The organism is Janthinobacterium sp. EB271-G4-3-2 (assembly GCF_020858035.1).
GTDB lineage: Bacteria > Pseudomonadota > Gammaproteobacteria > Burkholderiales > Burkholderiaceae_D > Janthinobacterium > Janthinobacterium aestuarii.
The window spans coordinates 272,426-295,789 of sequence record NZ_JACYMG010000002.1 but is presented as its reverse complement, the minus strand read 5'-3'; the positions used below and the strand labels follow the sequence as shown (position 1 = coordinate 295,789).

At 63.8% G+C, this 23,364-nt stretch carries 26 protein-coding genes; 15 read left to right on the top strand and 11 right to left on the bottom strand.

The genetic code is table 11. From position 1 onward, the window contains the following. The first annotated feature begins 104 nt into the window (after nucleotides 1-104). Complete coding sequence (locus tag IGS55_RS06420; protein WP_230515546.1) at nucleotides 105-1,208, top strand: type IV pilus assembly protein FimV; 1,104 nt, start codon at nucleotides 105-107, stop codon at nucleotides 1,206-1,208. 415 nt (nucleotides 1,209-1,623) lie between these two features. Here IGS55_RS06420 and IGS55_RS06415 read toward each other — a convergent pair whose 3' ends face one another. Together IGS55_RS06415 and IGS55_RS06410 are read right to left on the bottom strand one after the other, a co-directional pair. Beyond that, nucleotides 1,624-1,875, bottom strand: a complete 252-nt coding sequence (locus IGS55_RS06415; protein WP_329958112.1) for a flagellar protein FliT — start codon at nucleotides 1,873-1,875, stop codon at nucleotides 1,624-1,626. Nucleotides 1,876-2,098: 223 nt separating this feature from the next. Continuing rightward, complete coding sequence (locus IGS55_RS06410; protein ID WP_230515544.1) at nucleotides 2,099-2,926, bottom strand: HDOD domain-containing protein; 828 nt, start codon at nucleotides 2,924-2,926, stop codon at nucleotides 2,099-2,101. 155 nt (nucleotides 2,927-3,081) lie between these two features. On the opposite strand from IGS55_RS06410, the gene IGS55_RS06405 reads away from it, so the two are divergent. The 3 genes from IGS55_RS06405 to IGS55_RS06395 all read left to right on the top strand — a co-directional run bounded on the left by IGS55_RS06405 (nucleotide 3,082) and on the right by IGS55_RS06395 (nucleotide 6,226). Further along, on the top strand, nucleotides 3,082-5,151 hold the full coding sequence (locus tag IGS55_RS06405; RefSeq protein WP_230515543.1) for a M13 family metallopeptidase: 2,070 nt from the start codon (nucleotides 3,082-3,084) through the stop codon (nucleotides 5,149-5,151). 70 nt (nucleotides 5,152-5,221) lie between these two features. Beyond that, nucleotides 5,222-5,866 carry a class I SAM-dependent methyltransferase gene (locus tag IGS55_RS06400; protein WP_230515542.1) on the top strand — a complete coding sequence of 215 codons (645 nt, stop codon included), beginning with the start codon at nucleotides 5,222-5,224 and terminating at the stop codon, nucleotides 5,864-5,866. Between the two features lie 174 nt (nucleotides 5,867-6,040). Continuing rightward, nucleotides 6,041-6,226: a CsbD family protein gene (locus tag IGS55_RS06395; protein ID WP_034759763.1), complete on the top strand. Its 186-nt coding sequence runs from the start codon at nucleotides 6,041-6,043 to the stop codon at nucleotides 6,224-6,226. A 75-nt stretch (nucleotides 6,227-6,301) separates the two neighbouring features. Here IGS55_RS06395 and IGS55_RS06390 read toward each other — a convergent pair whose 3' ends face one another. The 3 genes from IGS55_RS06390 to IGS55_RS06380 form a co-directional block, all read right to left on the bottom strand. Continuing rightward, nucleotides 6,302-8,512 carry a S9 family peptidase gene (locus IGS55_RS06390; RefSeq protein WP_230515541.1) on the bottom strand — a complete coding sequence of 737 codons (2,211 nt, stop codon included), beginning with the start codon at nucleotides 8,510-8,512 and terminating at the stop codon, nucleotides 6,302-6,304. A gap of 191 nt (nucleotides 8,513-8,703) precedes the next feature. Continuing rightward, nucleotides 8,704-9,543, bottom strand: a complete 840-nt coding sequence (locus tag IGS55_RS06385) for a PhzF family phenazine biosynthesis protein (protein WP_230515540.1) — start codon at nucleotides 9,541-9,543, stop codon at nucleotides 8,704-8,706. Nucleotides 9,544-9,563: 20 nt separating this feature from the next. Next, a complete protein-coding gene (locus IGS55_RS06380; protein ID WP_230515539.1) occupies nucleotides 9,564-10,955 on the bottom strand; it encodes an MATE family efflux transporter in 1,392 nt (463 codons plus the stop codon). Between the two features lie 188 nt (nucleotides 10,956-11,143). On the opposite strand from IGS55_RS06380, the gene IGS55_RS06375 reads away from it, so the two are divergent. The 6 genes from IGS55_RS06375 to IGS55_RS06350 all read left to right on the top strand — a co-directional run bounded on the left by IGS55_RS06375 (nucleotide 11,144) and on the right by IGS55_RS06350 (nucleotide 16,156). Further along, nucleotides 11,144-11,809, top strand: a complete 666-nt coding sequence (locus tag IGS55_RS06375) for a beta/gamma crystallin family protein (protein WP_230515538.1) — start codon at nucleotides 11,144-11,146, stop codon at nucleotides 11,807-11,809. A gap of 190 nt (nucleotides 11,810-11,999) precedes the next feature. Beyond that, on the top strand, nucleotides 12,000-12,872 hold the full coding sequence (locus tag IGS55_RS06370) for a beta/gamma crystallin-related protein (RefSeq protein ID WP_230515537.1): 873 nt from the start codon (nucleotides 12,000-12,002) through the stop codon (nucleotides 12,870-12,872). A gap of 101 nt (nucleotides 12,873-12,973) precedes the next feature. Beyond that, nucleotides 12,974-13,978, top strand: coding sequence for a beta/gamma crystallin-related protein (locus tag IGS55_RS06365; RefSeq protein ID WP_230515536.1), 1,005 nt, complete (start codon nucleotides 12,974-12,976; stop codon nucleotides 13,976-13,978). Between the two features lie 159 nt (nucleotides 13,979-14,137). Then, nucleotides 14,138-14,824: a beta/gamma crystallin-related protein gene (locus tag IGS55_RS06360; protein WP_230515535.1), complete on the top strand. Its 687-nt coding sequence runs from the start codon at nucleotides 14,138-14,140 to the stop codon at nucleotides 14,822-14,824. Nucleotides 14,825-14,920: 96 nt separating this feature from the next. Next, nucleotides 14,921-15,841, top strand: a complete 921-nt coding sequence (locus IGS55_RS06355) for a DnaJ C-terminal domain-containing protein (RefSeq protein WP_230515534.1) — start codon at nucleotides 14,921-14,923, stop codon at nucleotides 15,839-15,841. Nucleotides 15,842-15,844: 3 nt separating this feature from the next. Next, nucleotides 15,845-16,156, top strand: coding sequence for a MerR family transcriptional regulator (locus IGS55_RS06350; RefSeq protein WP_034759737.1), 312 nt, complete (start codon nucleotides 15,845-15,847; stop codon nucleotides 16,154-16,156). Nucleotides 16,157-16,159: 3 nt separating this feature from the next. Here IGS55_RS06350 and IGS55_RS06345 read toward each other — a convergent pair whose 3' ends face one another. Both IGS55_RS06345 and IGS55_RS06340 read right to left on the bottom strand, forming a co-directional pair. After that, nucleotides 16,160-16,387: a hypothetical protein gene (locus tag IGS55_RS06345; protein ID WP_034759733.1), complete on the bottom strand. Its 228-nt coding sequence runs from the start codon at nucleotides 16,385-16,387 to the stop codon at nucleotides 16,160-16,162. Nucleotides 16,388-16,532: 145 nt separating this feature from the next. Next, on the bottom strand, nucleotides 16,533-17,447 hold the full coding sequence (locus tag IGS55_RS06340; RefSeq protein WP_230515533.1) for a LysR family transcriptional regulator: 915 nt from the start codon (nucleotides 17,445-17,447) through the stop codon (nucleotides 16,533-16,535). Between the two features lie 134 nt (nucleotides 17,448-17,581). Between IGS55_RS06340 and IGS55_RS06335 the strand changes: the two genes are divergently transcribed. The 3 genes from IGS55_RS06335 to IGS55_RS06325 all read left to right on the top strand — a co-directional run bounded on the left by IGS55_RS06335 (nucleotide 17,582) and on the right by IGS55_RS06325 (nucleotide 19,349). Next, complete coding sequence (locus tag IGS55_RS06335; protein WP_230515532.1) at nucleotides 17,582-18,187, top strand: FMN-dependent NADH-azoreductase; 606 nt, start codon at nucleotides 17,582-17,584, stop codon at nucleotides 18,185-18,187. A gap of 152 nt (nucleotides 18,188-18,339) precedes the next feature. Next, entirely contained in the window at nucleotides 18,340-18,846 is a 507-nt protein-coding gene (locus IGS55_RS06330; RefSeq protein ID WP_230515531.1) for a nuclear transport factor 2 family protein, read from the top strand. Nucleotides 18,847-19,175: 329 nt separating this feature from the next. Beyond that, nucleotides 19,176-19,349 (top strand): hypothetical protein, encoded by a 174-nt coding sequence (locus IGS55_RS06325; protein ID WP_230515530.1) that lies wholly within the window; start codon nucleotides 19,176-19,178, stop codon nucleotides 19,347-19,349. On the opposite strand, the gene IGS55_RS06320 is transcribed toward IGS55_RS06325, so the two are convergent. Then, a complete protein-coding gene (locus tag IGS55_RS06320; protein ID WP_230515529.1) occupies nucleotides 19,331-19,570 on the bottom strand; it encodes a TIGR02450 family Trp-rich protein in 240 nt (79 codons plus the stop codon). The genes IGS55_RS06325 and IGS55_RS06320 overlap by 19 nt on opposite strands. A 72-nt stretch (nucleotides 19,571-19,642) precedes the next feature. Here IGS55_RS06320 and IGS55_RS06315 point away from each other — a divergent pair, with 72 nt between their 5' ends. Next, on the top strand, nucleotides 19,643-20,506 hold the full coding sequence (locus IGS55_RS06315) for a cysteine hydrolase (protein ID WP_230515528.1): 864 nt from the start codon (nucleotides 19,643-19,645) through the stop codon (nucleotides 20,504-20,506). Nucleotides 20,507-20,583: 77 nt separating this feature from the next. Continuing rightward, nucleotides 20,584-21,786, top strand: a complete 1,203-nt coding sequence (pncB, locus tag IGS55_RS06310) for a nicotinate phosphoribosyltransferase (protein WP_230515527.1) — start codon at nucleotides 20,584-20,586, stop codon at nucleotides 21,784-21,786. A gap of 111 nt (nucleotides 21,787-21,897) precedes the next feature. Here the strand turns inward: pncB and IGS55_RS06305 are convergent, their stop codons facing one another. The 3 genes from IGS55_RS06305 to IGS55_RS06295 all read right to left on the bottom strand — a co-directional run bounded on the left by IGS55_RS06305 (nucleotide 21,898) and on the right by IGS55_RS06295 (nucleotide 23,197). Next, nucleotides 21,898-22,197, bottom strand: a complete 300-nt coding sequence (locus tag IGS55_RS06305; RefSeq protein WP_128140312.1) for an antibiotic biosynthesis monooxygenase family protein — start codon at nucleotides 22,195-22,197, stop codon at nucleotides 21,898-21,900. A gap of 83 nt (nucleotides 22,198-22,280) precedes the next feature. Then, nucleotides 22,281-22,754: a host attachment protein gene (locus IGS55_RS06300; RefSeq protein WP_230515526.1), complete on the bottom strand. Its 474-nt coding sequence runs from the start codon at nucleotides 22,752-22,754 to the stop codon at nucleotides 22,281-22,283. A gap of 29 nt (nucleotides 22,755-22,783) precedes the next feature. Next, nucleotides 22,784-23,197 carry a hypothetical protein gene (locus tag IGS55_RS06295; RefSeq protein WP_230515525.1) on the bottom strand — a complete coding sequence of 138 codons (414 nt, stop codon included), beginning with the start codon at nucleotides 23,195-23,197 and terminating at the stop codon, nucleotides 22,784-22,786. Nucleotides 23,198-23,364: the final 167 nt, after the last annotated feature.

Below are 23,364 nucleotides of genomic sequence, written 5' to 3'. Positions count from 1 at the left end.
GTATTGCATCATTTTTACCCTGGGCCATCTATATTTTTGCGATTTCCTGCCGTTAAAGACAGGCGAGTCCCGATTATCTATCCTGTTATCAAAGCGATCAGTCCATGCAGAGCAGCATCCTTCCCCGTTGGTCTTTGATCGCGTGCGCCGCCGCCAGCCTGGCCTTGCCGCCTGTGGTGGGCGCGGCCGAACTGGGCGAGATGGCCGTGCTGTCGCATGTGGGCCAGCCCCTGCTGGCCGAGATCGAACTGACGGCCCTGGCGCCCGAGGAGATCAACGGCGTGGCCGTGCGCCTGGCTTCGCCCGATGTGTACCGCGGTGGCGGCATCGGCATGGACCCGGCCCTGCAGGCATTGACGATCAGCCCGCTGGAACGCGGTGGGCGCCACTATGTGCGCGTGAGCACCCGGCAAGCGATCCAGGCGGGCCACGTGCATCTGTATTTATTGCTGGGCAATGGCAGCGGCGCCGTCGTGCGCCTGGGCACCTTGTGGCTGACGCCGGCGCCGCCCGCTGCTGCCCCCGTCAGTGCGCCAGTCCGGCCTGCCGTTCAGACGCCCGTGCCAGCGCCGTTGCCGTTGCCACGTCCTGTACCCGTCGCGCCGTCGCCCGACGCCGCCGCGCTGGCGGCCCGCGCGCGCGCCGAGGGCCTCGTGCGTCCGGCGCGCGTGTTCGTGCCGCCGCGCGCCGCGCCCGCACCGGCTGCTCCTGTATTGCGTCCGCCGCGCCGCGCCGCGGCGCCCGTGGCCGCTTGCGCGCCGCAAGCCAATATGGAGCAGGCGCAAGCGTGCGTGGCGCTGGATGAGAAAAACACGGCTCTGAATGCAAAGCTCGGCGAATTGGAGGGCAAGATCGGCGCCTTGCAAAAGGCGCTGGCCCTGCCGGCTGCCGCTGCACCGGCCGTGGCGGAAGTGCCCCATGCCAAACCCAAGCCTCTGCATGCGGCGCCAGCCGCTGACAAGGACAAAAAGGCGGGCGGCAACGGCCTGTTGTGGCTCGGTATCGGCACCTTGGTCTTTCTGTTGTTGACTGCCGTCATCGTGTATGTCGTGCGCAAGCGCAGGCAGGCGGCGGGGCCGCGCGCGCCATCGAAATACTGGGTCTTGCTGCGCAAGCCGTTTAGCCGCAAAAAGAAGGATGTGCCCGTGCTGACGGAAGCCGTGGAAGATGGGGCGGCCGAGCCGGAACCGGAGCCGTTCTCGCGTTAAAGACATGGCAAGACGGCGCCGAAATTTGATATAAAAAAAGATATTGAAAAAATACATGGAAACGCCGGTCAATCACGTTGCCTGTTTTTCAAAGATGGTGCTATGATGAATTCAGTGGACTTGCTCTACGACAAAACAGCCCCAGCCTGGCGCAGTCACCAACGATAGCGTGGCGCGGCAAACAGGTGTAGCGTTGCATAAACGCCTGGGTCTGGAAGCGGTTCGCGATGCCGACGATGTGCTCGCGAACGCCGGATGCAACCGGCAGCGAGGCGACGCCAGGAGATACCTGGGGCTCGCCTTCCAAATTCTCTTCCTTGCTTCCCGGGCGCCGCAGATGGCGCGCTCGCTGCGAAGGCGGCAGACGTAAAAAAAGCACCCGCGGGTGCTTTTGTCGTTTCTGGTGCGGCAAGTTTTACATGCGTGCGCGCGAACCCTGCATGGCGTTCGGCAGCTGCGTCATCCATGGTTCCGTGATGGCGCGGATTTCGCGGTCGTTGGCCAGGATTTGCTTGAGCAAGTCGATCTTGCGCAGACGCGAGGCACCGGCCAGGGCAGGCACCTTGCCCGTCATGGTCGCGCTGGCGGTGCTGGCGCACTGGTTTTCCAGGGTATCCAGGCCATCCCAGTCGCTCGAACGTGCGGCCACGACCATTTTATTGGTCATTCCTGCAATATTTTCGTACATCGAGAGAACGTCGTTGGAGGTCATGAGCACACCCGTAACTAGTGAATGGATTACCGCTTGTCCAGATTAACGGCGGGTCCAACGGGAACTTGAGGGTGTTTTTGAAAAAAAGTGAAAATAATTTGGATGTTTTCTGGCTGGCCGCCGGAATCGTCCGCAAACCCCCATGGATGCCGGGGTGGCGATGCCGGCAGCGGTGGATTTATTTGACGAGTTCTTCCAGTCCTGCGCTCAGTTCGGCGGGCGGCGGCATCCTGTCGACCAGTACGGACGGCGGCAAACCGAGCGCTTCGGCCACCTCGTTGGGATAGCAAGCGATGATTTCTTCATTGCTCAGCTGGTTTTCATCGATGCGCGCGCGCCAGGCGGCCAGGTGGATGATGGCGGCCAGGCGGTTCAGGGGCGCCTTGGCCAGCGGATCGGGAAAGGCGGCGATGGCCTCGGCAAAGGCGGGCGGAAACTTCCAGCGGCGCGCCAGTTCGGCGCCCACCTGCGCATAATCGTAGCCCAGCGATACCCGTTCCGCGTCGAGCCGGCGCGCGTCGAGCGGCGGGGCGATCTTGTCGAGCTGCATGGCTTGCTCGGGCATGGCGGCATGGATCACCAGTTGTCCGATCGCATGCATCATGCCGATGGTGAAAGCCAGGTCCTGGTTGTCGCCCGTCTGCCTCGCGATCCAGCGGGCGGATACGGCGCTGTGCAGGCTGTAGCGCCAGAACTGCGGCAAATGCAGTCCCGGCACGGCCTTGAAACCGCTGACCAGGCCCGAACTGATGACGAGGGTGCGCACGGTCACAAAACCGAGCATCAGCACGGCGTCTTCCACCGTGCCGATGCTGCGCGAGACATGGTAATAGGCCGAGTTGGCCAGCCGCAGCAGCTTGGCGCTCAAGGCCGGGTCCGCTCCTAGCTGGCGCGCGATGTCTTCGGTGGCAATCGCGGGGTTGTCGAAACTGCGCACCAATTCATCGACGATTTTCGGGGCGGCAGGCAGGGCGTGGGGATGCTGGAACAGAGCTTCCAGTTGCATGGCAATCTCCTTGGCGTTCGCGCGGTACGGCGTGCGGTCGTGCCACTATATGCCGATTTTTTGTCCGCATGCAAAAAAGTTAGGGGACGGTTTTTCGTCCCAAAAAGGCAGGATTTTCAGGTTATGATTTTGGCTATTACATCGAAAGGATCGCCATGCACGGTTTGCGTTTTTCCTGGTCCCGGACCCCAGTCCAGGCTGCCATCACCCTCGCCCTGGCCGGCGTCTCGCTGACCGGCTTGCCTGTCCAGGCGCATGGCCAGCAAGCGGCGGCCAGCGCCACCGTCCCCGCTGCCGCGAAGGCCTTGCCCGGCGACGATTTCTACGATTACGTGAATGGCGACTGGCTGCGCGCCACGGAAATTCCTGCCGACCGCAGCAGCTGGGGTTCGTTCGCCATCCTCGCCAACGCCACCAACGAGCGCATCATCGCCCTCGTCGAAGGCCTGGCGGCGGCGCCGCAGGCCGATGCCTCCGCGCGCCAGGTCAGCGATTTTTACCGTTCCTGGATGGATGAATCGGCTATCGAAGCGAAAGGCTGGGCGCCGCTCAAGCCGCTGCTCAGGAAGATCGATGGCATACGCGACCGGGCAGGGCTGGCCCGCGCGCTGGGCGAGAGCCTGCGCGCCGATGTCGACCCGCTCAACGCCACCAATTTTTATACGGAAAACCTGTTCGGCCTGTGGGTGGCGCAGGATTTGAACGACACCACGCGCAATGTCGCCTATCTGCTGCAGGGTGGACTGGGCTTGCCCGACCGCGCCTTTTACCAGAGCGACAGCGCCCGCATGCAGGGCTTGCGCACGGGCTATCAGGCGCATATCGCCACCATGCTCAAGCAGGCTGGCTACAGCGATGCGTCGGCCCGCGCCGCGCGCGTGTTTGCGCTGGAGCAGCAAATTGCCGCCAGCCACGCCAGCCGCGAGGATTCGGCCGATGTCGCCAAGGGCAATAATGCGTGGCGCGCCGCCGACTTCGCCAGCAAGGCGCCTGGGCTGGACTGGAAAGTGTTCTTCCAGGCGGCTGGCCTGGGCCAGCAGACGGATTTCATCGTCTGGCATCCGACGGCCATGACGGGCAGCGCGGCATTGGTGGCGAGCGTGCCGCTGGCCACGTGGAAGGATTTTCTGGCCTTCCACGCGATCAACCATTTCAGCACGACCTTGCCGAAGGCGGCCGCCGACCAGCGCTTCGCCTTCTATGGCAGCGCCCTGAGCGGCACGCCGCAGCAGTCGCCGCGCAGCAAGCGGGCGCTGGCCGCGACGAATGCGGCCCTCAGCGACGCCGTCGGCAAGCTGTACGTGGAACGCTATTTTCCGCCGGAATCGAAAGCCCGCGTGCAAGACATGGTGAAGAATATCGTCGCCGCCTTCTCGCGCCGCATCGACAAGCTGGACTGGATGGCGCCGGCCACCAAGGCGCAGGCGCAGGAAAAACTCAAGACCCTGTACGTGGGCGTGGGCTACCCGGAACGGTGGGAAAGCTATGCGGGCTTGCGCGTCGTGCGCGGCGATGCGCTGGGCAATGTGCAGCGGGCGGAACAGTTCCATTACCAGCAGGAACTGGCCAAGCTGGGCCAGTCGCCCGACCGCAAGGCCTGGGCCATGCCGGCGCAGCTGGTCAACGCCGTCAACCTGCCGCTGCAAAATGCGCTGAACTTCCCGGCCGCCATCCTGCAGCCGCCATTCTTTGACCCGCAAGCGTCCGACGCGGCCAACTATGGCGGCATCGGCGCCACCATCGGCCACGAGATCAGCCACAGTTTTGACGACCAGGGCGCGCAGTTCGACGCCCAGGGCAAGCTGCGCGACTGGTGGACGCCGGCCGACCTGGCGCATTTCCAGGCGGCATCCAAGCAATTGGTGGCGCAGTTTGCGGCCTACAAGCCGTTCCCCGACCTGGCCGTGAATGGCCAGCTGACCCTGAGCGAAAACCTGGCCGACCTGGCCGGCGTGGCGGCCGCGCATGACGCGTTCACCCTGTCGCAGCAGGGCAAGCCGGCGCAGCCGGGCGCGGACCGCGACTTCTTCACCGGCTACGGCGTCAGCTGGCGCAGCAAGGCGCGCGAGGCGGCGGCGCGCCAGCAAATCCTCACGGATGGCCACGCGCCGGCGCAATACCGCGCCGCCACCGTGCGCAACCTCGATGCCTGGTACCCGGCCTTCGACGTCAAGCCTGGGCAGCAGCTGTACCTGGCGCCGGAACAGCGCGTGCGCGTCTGGTAGAAAATGCTGACGGTGCCGGCACGCAGCGAGCCGGCACCGTAAAATGGCGGAACATATCGACAGGACCGCCATGAAGCCGACCCCACCGCAAGATCAGCAAGACCCCATCCACGCCATCACCGAACGCACCTTGGCCCATTACGACGCCAGCGCCGAGCAGTTTTTCGAAGGCACGCGTGACCACGACGTCAGCCAGAACATCAGCGCACTGCTGAACGCCATCGGCCGCCCGGCGCCTCTGGAGATTCTCGACCTCGGCTGCGGCCCGGGCCGCGACCTGAAGGCGTTCACGGCCATGGGCCACCATGCGACGGGCGTCGACGGCAGCGCCCGCTTCGTCGGGATGGCGCGCGCCTACAGCGGCTGCACCGTGTGGCGGCAGGATTTCGTCGACCTCGACTTGCCCGCCGCGCATTTCGACGGCGTGTTCGCCAATGCCGTGCTGTTCCACGTGCCCAGCGCCGCCTTGCCCGGCGTGCTGCGCGCTTTGCACGCGTGCCTGAAACCGGGCGGCGTGCTGTTCAGCTCGAACCCGCGCGGGCAAAACCAGGAAGGCTGGAACGGCGCGCGCTACGGCAGCTACCACGACGAAGCGACATGGGCCGCGTATGTGCAGGCGGCCGGTTTTACCCTGGTCGAGCAGTATTACCGTCCGCCGGGCTTGCCGCGTGAGCAGCAGCCGTGGCTGGCCACCGTGTGGCGCAAGCCAGCCTGATGGGCGCACTTTGGATGAATTTTGGCATGTGTTAGGAACCGTACATAGTTTTTACGGCCTCGGGCGTACTATGAATACATCGACACGCAGCAAGCAGTTTGCAACAGCGTGTGAGCCGCAGTACCGGCCCTTTGGGCTGGACAACAGATGTACCAACTACAGTGAGGATCCATCATGAACAAAGATCAAGTCGAAGGTAAACTGAAGGAAGTCGGCGGTAAAATCCAGGAAGCCGCTGGCAAAGTCGTCGGCAGCGAAGAACAGCAAGCCAAGGGCCTGGCAAACCAGGTCGAAGGCAAAGTGCAGAAGAAAGTTGGCGATGTGAAGGACGCAGTAGAGACCGTCACGCGCAAGCCTTAATTCTGGCAGCAAGAATGTAAAAACCGCCGCCTGTCGCAAGACAGGCGGCGGTTTTTTATTTGATGCAGCGCAAGCTTACTGTGCTGGCTTCATCAGGTTCTGCTTGAAGAACATTTCAATTTTCTTGTACACGTGGCGCTGGCCCGCGCGCGACGAGATGCCGTGCTTGGCGCCCGGGTACGTCATCAGGTCGAACTGTACGCCGCGGTTGACCAGCGCGTCGATCAATCGCGTGCTGTTGCTGAACAAGACGTTGTCGTCGGCCATGCCGTGCACCAGCAGCAGCGGCGACTTCAGGCCGTCGAGGTGGGCGAACACGGTGCTGGCCTTGTAGCCGTCCACGTTTTCCTTCGGCATGCCGAGGAATTGCTCCGTGTAGTGGGTGTCGTACAGCGACCAGTCGGTCACGGGCGCAACCGACACGCCCATGGCGATCTTGTCGGACGCGGCCGACAGCAAACGCAGGGTCATGAAGCCGCCGTAGCTCCAGCCGAACACGCCGATGCGTTTAGGATCGACGAAGCTTTGCTTGGCCAGCCAGTCGATGCCGACCAGTTGGTCCGCCACTTCGGCCGCGCCCAGGTTATGGTAGATGGCGTCCGTGAACGCGCGCTCGCGGCGCGACGAACCGCGGTTATCGAGGCGGAAGACGACAAAGCCCTGCTGCGCCATGTACTGGTCGAAGTTGTTGCCCCAGCGGCGAGCCACGTGCTGCGAGTGCGGGCCGCCATACGTCGACAGGTAGACGGGGTAGCGTTTGCCCGCATCGAAGTCCGACGGCTTGACGATCGAATAGTGCAAGGTCTGGCCATCGTTGGCCTTCAGCGTGCCGTACTGCGTCGGCAGGTGGTCCGCCTTGTACTTGAAGTAGGGATGGCTGGCGTTGAGCGCATTTTCTTCCAGCCAGCCCACCATGGCGCCGTCCGGACGGCGGATGCTCACTTGCGGCGGCGTGGCCGGGTCGGAATACGTGTCGACGAAGACTTCGCCGTTGCGCGAGAACGTGGTGTCGTGCCAGCCGTCCGCTTTCGTCACGCGCTGCGGCTTGTCGGCCGTGCTGCCGTCGAGCGCCAGCGCGTAGGTCTGCTTGTCGATCACGGCGTCGCGGTTCGACGACACGAACACCTTGCCGGTTTTCTGGTTCACGGCCAGCACGCTGTCGATGCCCCATGCGCCGGATGTGACCGGGTGCAGCAGCTTGCCGCCCATGTCGTACAAATACAGATGGTTGCGGCCCGTGCGCTCGGACGACCACAGGAAGGTGCCGTTCGACAGGAAGCGCAGGTCGTCATGGATGCTGACCCAGGTTGTCGACGTTTCCGTCAGCAGGGTGCGCTGCGCCAAAGTACCCGCGTCGACGGCGACCAGGTCGAGGGTCTTCTGGTCGCGCGACTGGCGCTGGTACACGAGCGACTTGCCGTCCGCGCTCCAGTCGGCGCGCACCAGATAGATGTCCGGGTTCGTGCCCAGGTCCACCTGGCGCTGCGCGCCCGTTTCCGGCGAGACGATCAGCAGCTGCACGAGCACGTTCGGGTCGCCCGCGGCAGGGTAGCGCTGCTCGACGACGTCCGTGCGGTCGGCGAAGATTTCAAAGCGGCGCACGACGGGCACGGGCGCTTCGTCGTAGCGTTTGTAGGCGATGGCGGAATCGTCCGGGGCCCAGTAGTAGCCGGTGCGCTGGCCCATTTCTTCCTGCGCCACGAATTCCGCTTCGCCGTTGCGGATCGTGCCCTTGCCGTCGGTGGTGAGCTGGCGTTCCTGGCCCGACTTCAGGTCGATCACATGGATGTTCTGGTCGCGAACGAACGAGACGTAGCGGCCTTTCGGCGAGATTTTCGGATCGAGCACATTGCCCTTGGCGACCAGGCGCGCCTTGTCAGGATGGGCCGCGTCGACCAGGTACAGATTGCCGGCCAGCGGCACCAGCAGCTGCTTGCCGTCCGGCGACCAGCTGTAGCTGAGAATGCCGTTCAGGCTGGCCGTGCGCTCGCGTTCGCGGCGCGCCTGCTCTTCGGGCGAAATCGTTTCATTCGGCACCAGCGCCTTGGAGTCGACGAGGCGGTGCGTGCTCTTGTCCTTCAGCTTGAATTCCCACAGGTCGAGCTGGAACTGGTTGTCGGCGCGGCCGCGCAGGAACGTGACGCGCTCGCCATCGGGCGAGACCTTCAGGTTGCGCACGCCGGGGCCGGCCAGCGCCGGATCGGCGTGGATGCGTTCCAGGGTCAGCTTTTCAGCCGATGCGGGAACGCTGGCCATCGCGGCCAGAAAACAAAGAATAAAACGCATGGATGTCTCGGTAGTTGGAAGGATGAAGGGCACTGCATGCATAGGCGAACTTGAGCGTTGCCTAAGCGTAAGACGATACCAGAGCGTGCTTCTTTATGCGATAGCCCCGGCCACGGAATATGGCCTTGCCTGCCGTATTTCCTTCGTGAAAAATATCCAGGCACCATCCATTCGATGGCGCTTTACGTGGTTCAGGCCAATATCGACCCCGCGACGACGCTCAGGCAGGCGCCGCCTATCCAGGCGTGGCCATCGCGGAAGCTGACGGACACGCGGCCGTCGCGCTGCAGGCAGGTGCCCTGGCGGACAGTGTAGTCGCCACCGGCCAGCAGTTGCGCGATGCAGGCGTTGGCGCTGCCCGTGACGGGGTCTTCCACCAGCGCGCCGTGTTCGCTGAGCAGCGCGCGCACTTCGTAGTCGGCTGGGCCGCCCGCGCCGTGCGGGCCATACAGCGCCAGGCCGTCCGCTCCGGCTGCGGCCAGCAAGGCCGTCAGCGCGGCGATATCGGCGCGCACGGCCAGGCAGGCGGCGGCGCTTGCCAGCGGCACGCACAGCCAGCGGATGCCCATGTCGACAACGGTGCCGGCAGCGGCTGGCGCACCGGCCAGCGCGGTTTGCAGCAGCGGCAGCAGCGCCGGGTCGAGCGCGCGCGTGGTGCACGGCGGCGCCTGGAACGCCAGCACGCCGCCCGCCTGCCGTTCAATGTGCACCAGGCCCACGCCGCATTCCTGCACGATGCGCGCGCCTTTCGGCTGCATGCCGGAGTCGAGCAGGGCGTGCGCCGTGCCCAGGGTAGGGTGGCCGGCGAACGGGAATTCCGTCTCGGGAGAAAAAATCCGCACGCGGTAGTCGGCGGCGGGGTCGCGCGGCGCCAGCACGAAGGTGGTTTCCGACAGGCCCGTCCAGCGCGCGATGGCCTGCATTTGCGCGTCATCGAGGCCGTCGGCGTCGAGTACGACGGCCAGCGGATTGCCGAGAAACGGCACCTTGCTGAAGACATCGACCTGCTTGAAGGGGCGCGGCTGGGGCATGGCGGATTCCTTTAAGTAGTTCAGGCGGCGCGCAGGCGCTGCAGCGACAGCCGGTTCAGATACCAGGTCAGCAGCACGGCGGCCACCGTCAAGCCCGTGACGAGGCCGATCCAGAAACCGGCGGCGGCCATCGGCTCGGCCGGCGACCAGATGAAGCCCTGCGGCGCCAGGCCCAGCACGTAGCCGATCGGCAGCGAGAAGCCCCAGAAGGCCAGCAGCTGGATCAGCATCGGCTGGCGCGTCACCTTGTAGCCGCGGATGGCGCAGGACGTGGCCACCTGCGTCGCGTCGGACAGCTGGAACAGGGCGGCGAACAGCAGCAGCTGCGCGCACAGCGCCTGCACCTGCGGGTCGGACGTGTAGGCTTGCGCGATCTGGTGGCGGAAGATGGTGATGACGGCGGCCGAGACGATGGCCGCCGTCAGCGACATGGCCACGCCCACCCACGAAATGAAGCGCGCCTTGCGCAAATTGGCTTCGCCCACGGCGTGGCCCACGCGCGTGACGAGCGCGATGCCGAAGGTGAGCGGCACCATGAAGACGACGGACGAGAAATTCAGGGCAATTTGATGCGCCGATACCTGGATCACGCCGAAGCGCGCCACCAGCAGGCTGATGACGCCAAAGGCGCTCACTTCGGCAAAGTAGGTGACGCCGATGGGCAGGCCCAGGCGCAGCATGGGGCCGATGGACGACAGCTCCGGCCATTCCCAGTGCGCGAACGGATACGTGGCGCGGTAGGCGGGCGCGATCCGGATCCAGGCCAGCATGGCCAGCAGCATCATCCACACGCAGCAGGTGGTGGCCACGGCGCAGCCCACGCCGCCCAGTTTCGGCATGCCCCAGTGGCCGTAGATCAGCAGGTAGTTGACGAAAATATTCAGCGCCAGCGCGGCCAGCGCTATCACCATCACGGGCTTGGTCTGGTTGATACTGGTGCTGTAGCCGTACAGCGCGCGGTAGGCGGCGAACGGCGGCAGCGCACAGCTGATGATGTGCACGAACAGCTTGGCCTTGGATGCCACGGCCGGTTCGAGCATCAGATGGTCGAACACGAGCGCCGCCATGTTCGTCAGCAGACAGGCGACCAGTCCCACGAGCAGCGCCTTCCACAGCGACTGGCGCACGATGTGCGGCACCTTGTCATGGCGCGCGGCGCCGATTTCATGCGCCACCAGGGTATTGATCGCCATCATGATGCCGCTCACGGTGACGAGCACGATGGACCAGATGGCCGCGCCCAGCGACACGGCCGCCAGTTCCTCGGGATTCGTATGGCCCGTCATCGCCACGTCGGCCGCGCCCATGCCGACGGTGGCCAGCTGGCCGATCAGGATGGGCCAGGCCAGCTTCCACAGCGACGAGACTTCAGTGCGGATGGCGGGCAGGGTGAACGAGGTAGTGTGTGGCATGGGCGGAAAGCTTGACTAAACACAAGATTCTACCGGCATTCGCCGTGCTTGTCCGACGCGGCGCCCAGGGCGCCCGTCCCGGTAATCATTTGTTACAGCTAAGAAAGCCAGTCGCGGATAGACTGCGCGCTCTATTTGGCAAAATGACCAAATAGTCAACCGCAGTACCCTGACTATGGAGCAAGACCATGCTGAGACACACCCTGAACTGCGCCCTGTTGCTGGGCGCCGCCATGACGGCCGAACTGGCCGGCGCCGGCGAACTGACCCTGTATTCGCGCGACGATTATCACGGCCGCTCGCAGACCGTGCGCGATACGGTCGCCGACCTCGAAGATGTCCGTTTCAACGACACGACGCAAAGCATCCGCGTGCGTTCGGGCCGCTGGGAAGCGTGCGAGGAAGCCGATTTCCGCGGCGATTGCTTCCTGCTCGAGGCGGGCGAGTATCCGTCGCTCGACGACCGTGCCAACAAAATCACCTCGCTGCGCGAAGTGCGCGGCGGCTGGGACGGCCATCCGGGCCGCGATCGTGACCGTGGGCGAGACCGGGACGGCCGCTGGGAACGCGACCGGGAGCACGGCCATTTGCCAGGACGCTCGCTGGGCGGCGAACTGACCTTCTACACGCGTGACGATTTCGCCGGCCGCAGCTTGAGTGTGCGCAACGCCTCAGCCGACTTGCGCGAGCGCGACTTCAACGACACGGTGCAAAGCGTGCGCGTGCGCTCCGGCTATTGGGAAGTGTGCGAGGACGTGGGCTTCCGTGGCCGCTGCCGCACCTTGGAACCGGGCGAGTACGCGAGCCTGGAACGCATGAGCAACCGCATCTCGTCGGTGCGCGAAGTGCGCTGAAGTGGGCTGACACTAGGCGGCTAGTACGTCCAAGTGGCAATAACGGGCTCCGCAGGAGCCTGCTATTGCTTTTGGTAACAATTTCTTGTGCTTTTCCCATACTTTGTTACACCGTTTTTTCTACGGATGGCTACACTGACATCAGTTGTCATGTCGATCACTTGCCTTTGCCGCCACCGGAGACCTTCCCATGAATCGCCCGTTCGCCTTTGCTCTGCTGTGCGCCAGTTCGCTGTTTGTCCACCTCGCGGCGCAGGCCGGCGAGATACGCCTGTACACCGACGACAATTTCAAGGGACGCGTAGTGGTCTTGCGCGATACGACGGACGACCTGTCGCGCGTCAATTTCAATGACACCGTCTCGAGTATCCAGGTCGATTCGGGCAGCTGGGAAGTGTGCACGCATGGCGATTTCAAGGGCGATTGCAAGACGCTGGAACGGGGCGACTACCGCTCGATGCCGGGCATGAACGATAAAATTTCATCCGTGCGCGAAATCGGCGGCGGGCAGGGCAGCGGCAGCGGTAGTGGACGCCGCGCGGCGCTGCAGCTGTACGCCGACGGCGGCCAGCGCGGCGCGTCGGCCGGCGTGAATTCGGACCGAGACGACTTGGTCGACATCGGCTTCAACGACCGCGCCAGCAGCGCGCGCATCGAGTACGGCTACTGGCAGTTGTGCAGCGATTCCAACTACCATGGCAGCTGCCGCGTATTCGGGCCTGGCAGCCACGATGACCTGGGCAGCCTGAGTGGGCGCGTGTCGTCGGCGCGCCTGGTCGATCCGCGCGAGGAGAACCGTCCGCAAAATGACGAGGGCCTGGTGGTGCTGTATGGCCGCGCGTTCCTCAAGGGGCGGGGGCTGCAGGTAAACCGCGACGTCAGCGACCTGGTGCTCCTGAACTTCAACGACCAGGCCGAATCCATCGCCATCAACGAAGGCACCTGGGAAGTCTGCACGAACTCGCAGTTCAACGGCAACTGCGAGCGCATGGGGCCGGGCAAGTATGAAGTACTGGACACGGCGCTCGACAAGCGCATTTCCTCGCTGCGCCGCCTGTACTGAACGCGGGGTCGGATCTTCCCCGCGGGCTGGCACTTGTTACAATGGCATCCTGGCGTTTTGCCAGGCAAATCATCACCAAAGAATGAAGAATGGAGTTAATCATGACGGGCCCTTTCAAACATACGCTGGCATGCGCGGCCACCTTGCTGCTTTCGCTGGGGGCCCATGCGGCCGCCCATGCGGGCGATATCACCTTGTTCGAAGACGTTGATCTGCGTGGCCGCGCAGTGAACCTGCGCGAGACGACGGACGATCTGTCGCGCATGGGCTTCAACGACAAGGTGTCGAGCATCCTGGTGCGCTCGGGTACCTGGGACGTGTGTACGGATGCCGGTTTTCGCGGCAATTGCCGCACCCTGGGGCCGGGCGAATACCGCTCGATGCCGGGCATGAATGACGCCATCAGTTCGGTGCGCGAGTCGGGGCGCGGCGATGGCACCAATCCGGGACGCCCCGGACGCGATCCCGACCGGGGCCATGGCGGCGGCTATGGCCGTGGCGGTACCCTGGAAGTGTATTCGGGCGCGGGCCAGAATGGCGGCTCGGCGCGACTGAACCGCGACACGGACGACTTCGTCAATATCGGTTTCAACGACCGCACCAGCAGCATCGTCATCTATAACGGCTACTGGCAGCTGTGCAGCGATTCGAACTACAACGGCGTATGCCGCATCTTCGGCCCCGGCCGCCACGACGACCTGGGACGCGGCCTCGATGGGCGCGTCTCGTCGGCGCGCATGGTCGACGAGCGCGAAGCGCGCCGTCAGCAGCAGTACGATAATCAGTACCAGCGGCCGCAATACGATCAGCCGCAATATCCGCAATATCCGCAATACCAGCAGCCGCAGTACCAGCAGCGCGGCGCCGTGCTGCTGTTCCCCGAAGCGGGCATGCGCGGCGAACCGCTGGCGCTGGACCGCAATGCGGAAGACCTGGTGCGCTACAACTTCAACGACCGCGCCTCGTCCATGGTCGTCAACGAGGGCCAGTGGGAAGTGTGCAGCGATTCGAACTTCCATGGCCGCTGCGAAGTGATCGGGCCGGGCGAATACGGCCGCCTGAACGCCATGGAAAACCAGATTTCCTCGCTGCGCCGCGTACGCTGATTTTTTCTGCCACCATGCAGACAGGCCGCCTGCCGGGTTGATCCCGCCAGGCGGTTTTTACATTCGCTGCCGTGCGCTGACATTTGCTTGCCCTTTGTTACACTCGCCGCCTGCCGCCTGGTCTACACTGGCGAAAATGTCATCAGTATTGGAGTTGTCATGGTTTTATCTTTCCGGCCCGCGCTGTTGTGCGCCGCCACCTTGCTTGCCCCCATTGCCGCATCCGCGGGCGAAATCACCCTGTTCGAAGACGCCGGTTTCCGCGGCCGCCCCGTGACCCTGCGTTACGACACGGGCGATCTGTCGCGCATGGGCTTTAACGACAAGACCTCGAGCATCATCGTGCGCTCGGGCACGTGGGAAGTGTGCAAGGACGCCAATTACCGTGGCAACTGCCGTACTTTCGGACCTGGCCGCTACGGCAGCATGCCGGGCATGAACGACGCCGTGTCCTCCGTGCGCGAAGTGGGCCGCCCGGGTCATGGCGGCGGCGATCACCGACCGTATCCGCCACGCCCGCCGCGTCCGGAGCCGGAGCGCCCGTATCCCGGTTATCCCGGCCACGGCCATGGCGGCGGCCACCGTCCCGACGCGAATGGCGCCGTGCTGCTGTTCCCCGATGCCGGCATGCGCGGCCGGCCCGTGCGCCTGGACCGCGAAGTGCACGACTTGAGCCGCTATGGCTTCAATGACCGCGCCGAATCGGTCGTCGTCAATTACGGCCGCTGGGAATTCTGCGTCGACGCCAACTTCCGCGGCCGCTGCGTGGTCATGGGGCCGGGCAGCTACGGCCGCCTGCACGGTGGCCTCGACCGCCGCATTTCTTCGGTGCGCCGCGTGCGCTGATTCCGCCGACGGGCGGCGCTGTATTGTGCGCACGCTGCCCTTTGACCAATTCGTGTACTCTTCCCATAGGCACTTCAACCATGGGGAGCAGGCACGGTGGAATACAAGGACTACTACAAGGAACTTGGCGTCGATAAGACGGCGTCCGAGGCCGATATCAAGAAAGCGTACCGCAAGCTGGTGCGCAAATACCATCCCGACGTGAGCAAGGAGCCGGACGCCGACAAGCGCACCAAGGCCCTGAACGAGGCGTATGGCGTGCTGGGCGACGCGGAAAAGCGCGCGGCCTACGATGAACTGGGCCGCAATCCGGGCGCGCAAGGCCAGCCATTCCGGCCGCCGCCGGACTGGGGTGCGGGCTACGAGTCGTCGGGTGCCGACGACAGCGATTTCTTTGCCGACCTGTTCGCCCACGTGGGCGGACGGCGCCGCGCCAACAGCACCTTCCAGATGCAGGGCGAGGACAGTCACGCCGCCATCACCATCGACCTGCAGGACAGCTACCAGGGCGCCAAGCGCCACATCGTCATGCGCGTGCCCGAAGCGGATGCGCAAGGCCACGTGGTGACGCGCGAGCGCACCCTGGAAGTGACGATACCGAAAGGCGTCACGGAAGGGCAGCAGCTGCGCATGAAGGGACAGGGCAATCCGGGCAGCGGCGGCGCGCCCGCCGGCGATTTATACCTGGAAATCCGCTTCCGGCCCGATGCGCGCTACAAGGTGGAGGGGCGCGACGTCTTCGAGACGGTGCCCGTCACGCCATGGGAAGCGGCGCTGGGCGGCGACATCGACGTGCCCACGCCATCGGGCACGGTGACCGTCACCGTGCCGCCCAATTCGCAGACGGGGCGCAAGCTGCGCCTGAAAGGGCGCGGCATTCCCGCCGCCCAGCCGGGCGATCTGTATCTGCTGCTGGAAGTGGCGCTGCCGCCGGCGAACGACGACAAGGCGCGCGAACTGTATGCAACCATGGCGCGCGAGATGGCTTTCAATCCGCGCCAGAAGCTGGGAGGCTAAATCATGACAAACAAGGTAATTGGCGAATTGCTGGAAGACCGTGCCCTGAGCCTGGAAGAACTGGCGCGCGCCTGCGCCGTGGAGCCGGACTGGGTGGTGCAGCACGTGCAGACTGGCGTGCTGCTGCAGGACGGTCCGCCGGCGGGACAACTGACGGCCTGGCGCTTCACGAGTCTGGACCTGGTGCGCGCGCGCCGCCTGCATGAAATCGAATCCGTGTTCGACGCGAACGCCGAACTGGCCGCGCTGGTGGTCGATTTATCGGAAGAAGTGGCGCGCCTGCGCCGGCGCCTGCACGTGCTGGGTGTCGAGTAAGCCTCAGGCGGGGTCGCCGTGCCGCTGCACGGTGATCCTGCCGATATAAAACTGCCCATCGACGACGACCCGGTGCGGGATGCCGGCCACGTCGAAGCCGGGACCGCCGTCTTCCATCCACTCCTGCGCCAGCGAGTCGAACTGCTGCGGCGTCATGCGCAGCATCTGCGCCGTGATGACGAAGCGCGCGCCAGGTTTTTGCTTGTTGACGAAGTCGTCGATGCCGGCCATGTGAATCTCTTCAAGGTTGTGTCTGAAATCGGGGTCAGACCCGTCGGGGCAACCCGTCCCAATGGGACGGGTTGCGATCCCGCAGGGACTGACCCCAGCACTTGTTTGGGGTTTGCTGCGGCATGATACCCGTCCGCGCGCGCATCTAGAAGACTTGTTCCAGCAGCGGCAACTGCTCCGCAAACCGCTCCGTCAGCCACTTGCCCGCCTGCCCCGGCGGCGTGTCGGCGCGCTGGATCAAATAAATCGGGTAATTCTCGCCATTGTCGACGGCCAGCGGCAGGTGCACCAAACGGCCTTCGGCCAGGTCCTCGCGCACCATCGCTTCGGGCATGTTGCCCCAACCCAGGCCCGCGCGCAGCAGCGCGTGCTTGGAGCCGAGGTCGCCCAGGCGCCAGTTGCGCAATCCCAGCACGCCGAAATCCTGGCCCTCCGTGAGCACGCTGCGGTCGCTGAGCACCAGCTGCACGTGTTCGCGCGCCACGCTCGAGGCAATCGGTCCGGCCAGCTGCGCCAGCGCGTGGCTGGGCGCGGCCACGGGAATCAGGCGCACGTGGCCGACGGCCAGGCGCTCGAAGACGCTGGCCGTGGCCGTCATCCAGCCGCCAAGGCCGATGTGGCAGCTGCCATCCATCACCAGCTGCGCCACGGCGCCCATCGCTTCGATGCGCAGGCGCAGGGCGACGGTGGGGAACTGTGCCTGGAACGCCTCGAGCACGCGCACCAGCACGCAGGTGGGAAACATCACGTCGACCACCACCGATACTTCCGCCTCGAGCCCGCCGGCCAGTGCCTTGGCCCGCGCGCGCATGCCGTCGACCTTCAGGGCCACGGCGCGCGCATCGGCCAGCAGAGCCTTGCCCGCGTCCGTCAGCGTGGGCTTGCGCTTGCTGCGGTCGAGCAGCACCACGTTCAGCTGTTCTTCCAGGTTGGCGATGGTGTAGCTGATCACCGATTGCGTGCGGTGCAGCTGGCGTGCCGCGTGGGCGAAACCGCCCGCGTCGATGACGGCGACGAAGACGCGCAACTGGTCGAGCGATGGCTGGCCCGGTTCTCTCATGACAACTCCATATCTAAAAAATCGATGATAACCATTTATATTTACATGGTTTCATCGATAGTAGACCCGAACTATGATGTGTGCAAGTGCAGCAAACGCCGCACCCCCATCTATCGTTCTTGAAGGAGTGCATCATGGCAAACGTACTACACATCAATAGCAGCGTGCGCAACAGCGGTTCCCTGTCGCGTCAATTGTCGGGCGAATTCGTCGCCAAACTGGCCGCGCAAGGCGACACCATCGTCGTGCGCGACCTGGCTGCGCAACCGGTGCCGCACCTGACGGAAGAAGTCATGGGCGCGTTCTTCACGCCAGCCGAGCAGCGCAGCGCGCAGGCGGCAGCGGCCGTGCAATTGTCCGATACCCTGGTCGATGAATTGCTGGCCGCCGACGTGCTGGTGCTGGCCGCGCCCATGTACAACTTTTCCGTGCCCTCGACCCTGAAGGCGTGGATCGACCACGTGGCGCGCGCGGGCCGCACTTTCCAGTACACGGCCAATGGCCCCGTTGGCCTGGCTACGGGCAAGAAAGCCTATATTTTCACGGCCAGCGGCGGCGTCTACAGCGAAGGCCCGGGCGCCGCGTATGACTACCTGAGCACATATCTGCGCACGGCGCTGGGCTTCATCGGCATCACGGACATCGAATTCGTGCAAGCCGAAGGCGTGGCCATGGGCGAGGATGCCGTCACCAGCGCCATCGCCAAGGGCCGCGCGTCGATCGAAGCCCTGGCTGCCTGAGTTTGCCGCCATCTAGTTCCAAAGAGGGATTGCCAATCTGCTATGGCTGACATAAGCTCGCCGGCGGCACGCCCCGTGCCAGGCCGGCGAGCCGTTCGCCATGAAAGTCCCTCATGCACAAGTTGGCAAGCGCAGTACTGTTCGGATGTTCCTTGTTTTCAGCTGGCATTGCGCTGGCGCAGACGGCGCCCGTGGCGCCGTCCCACGTGGGCCGCCACGCGTCCACGCCCGAGGATATCCGCGCCATTGAAAAAGTCGTCGCCGACTTCCAGGCGGCGCTGATCGCCAAGGATGTCAAGCTGCTGTCGTCGCTGATGCTGCACACGAACATCCTGTTCGCCTCGCCGGCCGATGACGCTTTCATCCAGAAAATGCGCGACACGACGGACGTCCACTTCGACGGCGTCGCGGCGGCCGGCTACGTCGGTTTCGCCAACTACATCAAGCGCGAACCCCTGCGCACGGAAGAAAAATTCTACAACGTCAAGATCACCCAGGACCGCCATGTCGCGTGGGTCAACTTCGACTATGAATTCCTCGTCGGCGACAAACTGTCCAACTATGGCGTCGAAGCGTGGCAGATGGTCAAGCGCGATGGTCAATGGAAAATCCTCAGCGTCGTCTGGTCCATGCATCCCGCGGCCGAGGCGGCGAAATAGGGCAGGCGCCAGCGGCGTTCAGTACAGAGTTGCCTTCTCATAATTTTTTCGCATCGTCTATACTTTCAGTGGGCGTGCCGCCATGCCTCAAGTGAGGCAGGCGTTCAAGTTTTTCCCTGTGCCGCGTAATAAAAAGCAGATAAGTGAGTCAGTATCCTGAGCAAGCGCGATTGCATGTATTCCAACCCTACGCCGGGTAGGGCCGTTGAGACAGGCTACCCGGGGATGTCATTTTTGGAGCAAACATCGTGCCGATAAAGTACGTTGATACGTATGAAATAAATTACACGGCGGAACCCTTACGCGGTTGCAAGCTGTGGGGCGCCTATGTGTCCCTGTACACCCCCTCGAACAATCCCATGCACAGGAACAATATCGTCAAAAAGCACCGCGTGCTGGCCGACCATCCGTTTGCGACGGAAGCCGAAGCCGTCGGCGAGGCTGCCGAGGTGGCATTGAAGCTGGTCGAGCGGCGCCAGCGCCGTTATGTTTTCCACCCTTGATGCCACTGCGTCGCATCCTGCAGCGCGCGCCAGGGCAGGATCTGCACGCGGCCGGAATGCACGGCTTCCAGTTCCACGTGCGTGACGGATTCATCCGGCGTGGCTGCGGCGCACACCTTGATGATGAGAAAATGTTTTTCCTTGTTGACGGGTGTCACCGCTGTCCATTTGCTGTTGAGTAATTTGTTTGGACGCAAGTTATTGCGATGTGGAAGGTGCATGGCGGGCCCGGGATTGGCGTGATGGCGATGTTGCCATTATCATGCAAGTTCCCGCCACGCACGAGGACCGCCATGAAACGCCAGCTGCACCTGCTCGTCATCGACCCGCAAAACGATTTTTGCGACTTGCCCGCCGAATGGCTGCCTGCCGGCACGGCACCGGCCCTGGCCGTGCCCGGCGCCCACGCCGACATGCTGCGCGTGGCGCAGCTGATCCGCGAAGGGGGCAATGGCTTGACGCAAATCAGCGTGACGCTCGACGCCCACCACCGCTACGACATTGCCCACCCCGCCTTCTGGCGCACGGGCGATGGCGGCGCCGTGCCGCCGTTCACGCAGATCACGGCCCAGCAAGTGCGCGACCGCTTGTTCCTGCCCGCCGCCAGCGATGCCTTGCCGCGCGCGCTGGCTTACCTTGATGCCTTGCAGAAGGCGGGGCGCTATCAATTGATGGTGTGGCCCGTGCACTGCGAGATCGGCAGCTGGGGCCAGAATATCCACGCGGCCGTGCGCGCCGCCTACAACGGCTGGGAAGTGGATCACCTGCAAGTGGTTGCCAAGCTGAGCAAGGGTTCGAATCCGTGGACCGAGCATTACTCGGCCGTCATGGCGGAAGTGCCCGACGCACAGGATGCTGCCACTCTGCTCAACCTGGACTTCCTCTCCACCTTGCTGCCGGCGCAGCAGATTTACATCTGCGGCGAAGCGGGCAGCCACTGCGTGAAAGCCAGCACCGAGCACATCGCCGACTACCTGGAGGCGCAGCAAGGCAAGACGGCCCTGTCGCGGCTGGTGCTGCTGACGGACTGCATGAGCCCCGTCACGGGCTTTGAAGCACAGCAGCGCGACTTCCTTGCCGCCATGCACGAGCGCGGCGTGCGGCTGGCGACATCCGCCGACGTCTTGCCTGAACTGCTGGCCAACGCGGCTGCCTGAGCCAATATTAATCGTGCCCTGCTGAAATGCTTGCGGTGGCGTACTATTCTGGCTTCAGGAAGTTGGAGAAAACACACATGACCCCGATAGTGCGCAGTTTGCTGGAAACCGATCTGTATAAATTTACAATGTGGCAAGCCTTGCTGCACGGTCATCCGAATACCCATACCGAATACGAATTTGTCTGCCGCAACGCCACTGCCTTTCCCCTGGCCGAACTGAAGGGCGAGCTGGAAGAGCAGCTCGACCACCTGTGCTCGATGTCGTTTGCCGACGACGAGCTGGCCTATCTGCGCACCTTGCGCTTCATGAAGAGCGACTTCGTCGATTTCCTGACGGTGTTCCGCTTTCAGCGCAAGTTCATCGACGTGAGCACGGACGGCGACACCTTGCTCGTGCACGCGGCCGGGCCGCAGGTGCATGTGATGGGCTTCGAGATTTTCGTGCTGTACATCATCAACGAACTGTATTTCCGCCGCTTCGACCTCGATGCGGCCATGCGCGAAGGGCGCCACCGCCTGGGCTTGAAAGTGGAAGCCGTCAAGGAATTCGGCAAGCTGCCGCGGCGCAAGCATCCGTTTGAATTTTCCGATTTCGGCGTGCGCCGGCGTTTTTCCGGCGCCTGGCACGACGAGGTGGTGCAGCGCCTGGCGCGCGACGTGCCCGAGTATTTCAAGGGCACGTCGAATGTCTACCTGGCGAAAAAGCTCGGCATCGTGCCGATCGGCACCATGGCGCATGAATACATGCAATCGTTCCAGTCGTTCGGCGTGCGCCTGCGCGACTTTCAAAAGGCGGCACTGGAAGACTGGGTGCAGGAATACCGGGGCGACCTGGGCATTGCCCTGACCGACGTGGTCGGCATGGATGCTTTCCTGGCCGACTTCGACCTGTATTTCGCCAAGCTGTTCGACGGTTTGCGCCACGATTCGGGCGATCCCGTCGAGTGGGGCGAGAAGGCGCTGGCCCACTACGCGGCCCTGCGCATCGACGGCAATACCAAGCGCCTCGTGTTTTCCGACGGCCTGGACCTGGACAAGGCGTTTGCCCTGTACCAGCACTTCGCCGACCGCATCATGACGGGCTTTGGCATCGGCACCAACCTCACCAACGATGTCGGCTTGACGCCGCTCAACATCGTCATGAAACTGGTGCGCTGCAATGGCCAGTCCGTGGCGAAACTGTCGGATTCGCCGGGCAAGACCCTGTGCAAGGATGAGACCTTCCTCGCCTACCTGCGACAGGTGTTCCACCATCCTGCCATCCAGGCGCCTGTCTAGTAGGGTAGGTCGGATTAGTGCGGCAAAGCCGCGCGTAATCCGACAAACCTGGCAAGCCGGCGGGCAGCCGGTGTGCTCGGGTGTCTGTGTGTGTCTGTGTGCAACCCCGACTTAAAACCCCGTCACCACCGTATCCATGTGCTCGACCTGCGGCGGTGCGGCGAAAAATTCACCGACCAGGCCGCGCCATGCCTGGAAGTCGTCGCTGCCGCGGAAATGCACGGTATGGTCTTCCAGGGTTGTCCAGCCCACCACCAGGCGGTAGGCATCGCCGTTTTCGATCGAGCGCTCCAGGCGCATCGACTCGCAGCCGCGTGCGCGCTGGAACAGGGGGACGGCTTTCGTCACGGCCGCTTCGAAGGCAGCGTGCGTGGCCGATTTGATCTGGATGTGGGCAATTTCAAAAATCATGACAAGTTCCGGTTTTGAAAGAAAGAACGCAGATCTTGCCACAGATTGTGCCCGCTTGCGGGTGGTGCCGGGCCACCGGCCGTTCAGCTGTCGTCGCCGCTCCTGTCCAGCGCCTGCTGCAAATAGGCTTCCAGCTGGGGCACGTTCATGCTGGCGACATCTCTGGCCAGGGCATGGCTGAGCCGTTTTTCCACCTGGGCATCGAGGCTTAGACGCAACTGCCCCAGGAACTTGGGCGCGGCTACCAGGCACAGCTTGTTGTAGCGCTGTTGCTGCAAGCCCTGTTGCAGCACTTGCGCGATATGCCGTGCAAACTGTTCGTTCGCATGCTCGACTGGCGTCACCCGTGGCTCGGTCGTGTGCGCCTGCGTGCCCGCCTGGGTCCCCGCGCGCATGCCGCTGCCGAAGCGTCCGCTGGCGTCGCTGTTCAAGGCGTTCTCCGTTTCACGGCCCGCCGGATTGACAAAATCTTGCAGCTCGCCCAGCTGGTTTTGCTGTCCCAGCGCAAACAGCCGCGCCCGGCTGCTGTCGGCCACTACCACCCATGTGACGTCCATGCTTGTTCTCCTTGCTGTACGCGCGCCGGCTAGCGCGACAGGGCCGCCATCGCGTCGTGCCTGTCCTGGTCGCAGCGGGCCGTGCGCTGTTCGATATCGCTGCCGCCGCACGCTTGCACGATGGCGTGCGCGCGCTGCTGTTCCTCGGCGTGACGCGTGGCCACCACCAGGCGGACCATGCCGCGGAACGCCGTCTTGCCGTAGTTGCGCCGGTACATATGGTTGTCGCCGCCGAACAGGGCATTGATCGCCCGTTCCAGCCGGCTGGTGAGGGTGTCGCAATTGCCGACCGTGAAATTGCCCTGCACGGGGCCAGCCTCGTCGTCGCCCGCGTCCAGCTGCACGGCGTGAGAAAGGAAACCTTCGGCCAGCAGCCGGTTGCGGGCGCGCTCTGCATCGGCTAAATGGTCGAAGATACGTATCAGTGTGCTGCTGCTGTCCATGGCCCTGCCTTTCAACGAGGTGTGCTTGATTTGACCTGCGAGGCTGCAAATAATTCCGCCTCAGCCTGTAAAATCCTCGATCAAGGCGCAAAAGTTTGATAAATATCCAGTATGGCTGCCAAGTCGCGCTAAGATACGTCTTGCGGGATCAATCTTTCATAGGAGAA

Bases quoted from the DNA above. Each gene is read 5' to 3' on its own strand.
- IGS55_RS06295 (WP_230515525.1), bottom strand. From the start codon at position 23,197: ATGGACAGCAGCAGCACACTGATACGTATCTTCGACCATTTAGCCGAT.
- IGS55_RS06400 (WP_230515542.1), top strand. From the start codon at position 5,222: ATGAAGCCGACCCCACCGCAAGATCAGCAAGACCCCATCCACGCCATC.
- IGS55_RS06390 (WP_230515541.1), bottom strand. From the start codon at position 8,512: ATGCGTTTTATTCTTTGTTTTCTGGCCGCGATGGCCAGCGTTCCCGCA.
- IGS55_RS06380 (WP_230515539.1), bottom strand. From the start codon at position 10,955: ATGCCACACACTACCTCGTTCACCCTGCCCGCCATCCGCACTGAAGTC.
- IGS55_RS06340 (WP_230515533.1), bottom strand. From the start codon at position 17,447: ATGAGAGAACCGGGCCAGCCATCGCTCGACCAGTTGCGCGTCTTCGTC.
- IGS55_RS06385 (WP_230515540.1), bottom strand. From the start codon at position 9,543: ATGCCCCAGCCGCGCCCCTTCAAGCAGGTCGATGTCTTCAGCAAGGTG.
- IGS55_RS06315 (WP_230515528.1), top strand. From the start codon at position 19,643: ATGAAACGCCAGCTGCACCTGCTCGTCATCGACCCGCAAAACGATTTT.
- IGS55_RS06395 (WP_034759763.1), top strand. From the start codon at position 6,041: ATGAACAAAGATCAAGTCGAAGGTAAACTGAAGGAAGTCGGCGGTAAA.
- IGS55_RS06305 (WP_128140312.1), bottom strand. From the start codon at position 22,197: ATGATTTTTGAAATTGCCCACATCCAGATCAAATCGGCCACGCACGCT.
- IGS55_RS06405 (WP_230515543.1), top strand. From the start codon at position 3,082: ATGCACGGTTTGCGTTTTTCCTGGTCCCGGACCCCAGTCCAGGCTGCC.
- IGS55_RS06350 (WP_034759737.1), top strand. From the start codon at position 15,845: ATGACAAACAAGGTAATTGGCGAATTGCTGGAAGACCGTGCCCTGAGC.
- IGS55_RS06375 (WP_230515538.1), top strand. From the start codon at position 11,144: ATGCTGAGACACACCCTGAACTGCGCCCTGTTGCTGGGCGCCGCCATG.
- IGS55_RS06360 (WP_230515535.1), top strand. From the start codon at position 14,138: ATGGTTTTATCTTTCCGGCCCGCGCTGTTGTGCGCCGCCACCTTGCTT.
- IGS55_RS06300 (WP_230515526.1), bottom strand. From the start codon at position 22,754: ATGGACGTCACATGGGTGGTAGTGGCCGACAGCAGCCGGGCGCGGCTG.
- IGS55_RS06345 (WP_034759733.1), bottom strand. From the start codon at position 16,387: ATGGCCGGCATCGACGACTTCGTCAACAAGCAAAAACCTGGCGCGCGC.
- IGS55_RS06370 (WP_230515537.1), top strand. From the start codon at position 12,000: ATGAATCGCCCGTTCGCCTTTGCTCTGCTGTGCGCCAGTTCGCTGTTT.
- IGS55_RS06410 (WP_230515544.1), bottom strand. From the start codon at position 2,926: ATGCAACTGGAAGCTCTGTTCCAGCATCCCCACGCCCTGCCTGCCGCC.
- IGS55_RS06335 (WP_230515532.1), top strand. From the start codon at position 17,582: ATGGCAAACGTACTACACATCAATAGCAGCGTGCGCAACAGCGGTTCC.
- pncB (WP_230515527.1), top strand. From the start codon at position 20,584: ATGACCCCGATAGTGCGCAGTTTGCTGGAAACCGATCTGTATAAATTT.
- IGS55_RS06365 (WP_230515536.1), top strand. From the start codon at position 12,974: ATGACGGGCCCTTTCAAACATACGCTGGCATGCGCGGCCACCTTGCTG.
- IGS55_RS06420 (WP_230515546.1), top strand. From the start codon at position 105: ATGCAGAGCAGCATCCTTCCCCGTTGGTCTTTGATCGCGTGCGCCGCC.
- IGS55_RS06415 (WP_329958112.1), bottom strand. From the start codon at position 1,875: ATGACCAATAAAATGGTCGTGGCCGCACGTTCGAGCGACTGGGATGGC.
- IGS55_RS06320 (WP_230515529.1), bottom strand. From the start codon at position 19,570: ATGCACCTTCCACATCGCAATAACTTGCGTCCAAACAAATTACTCAAC.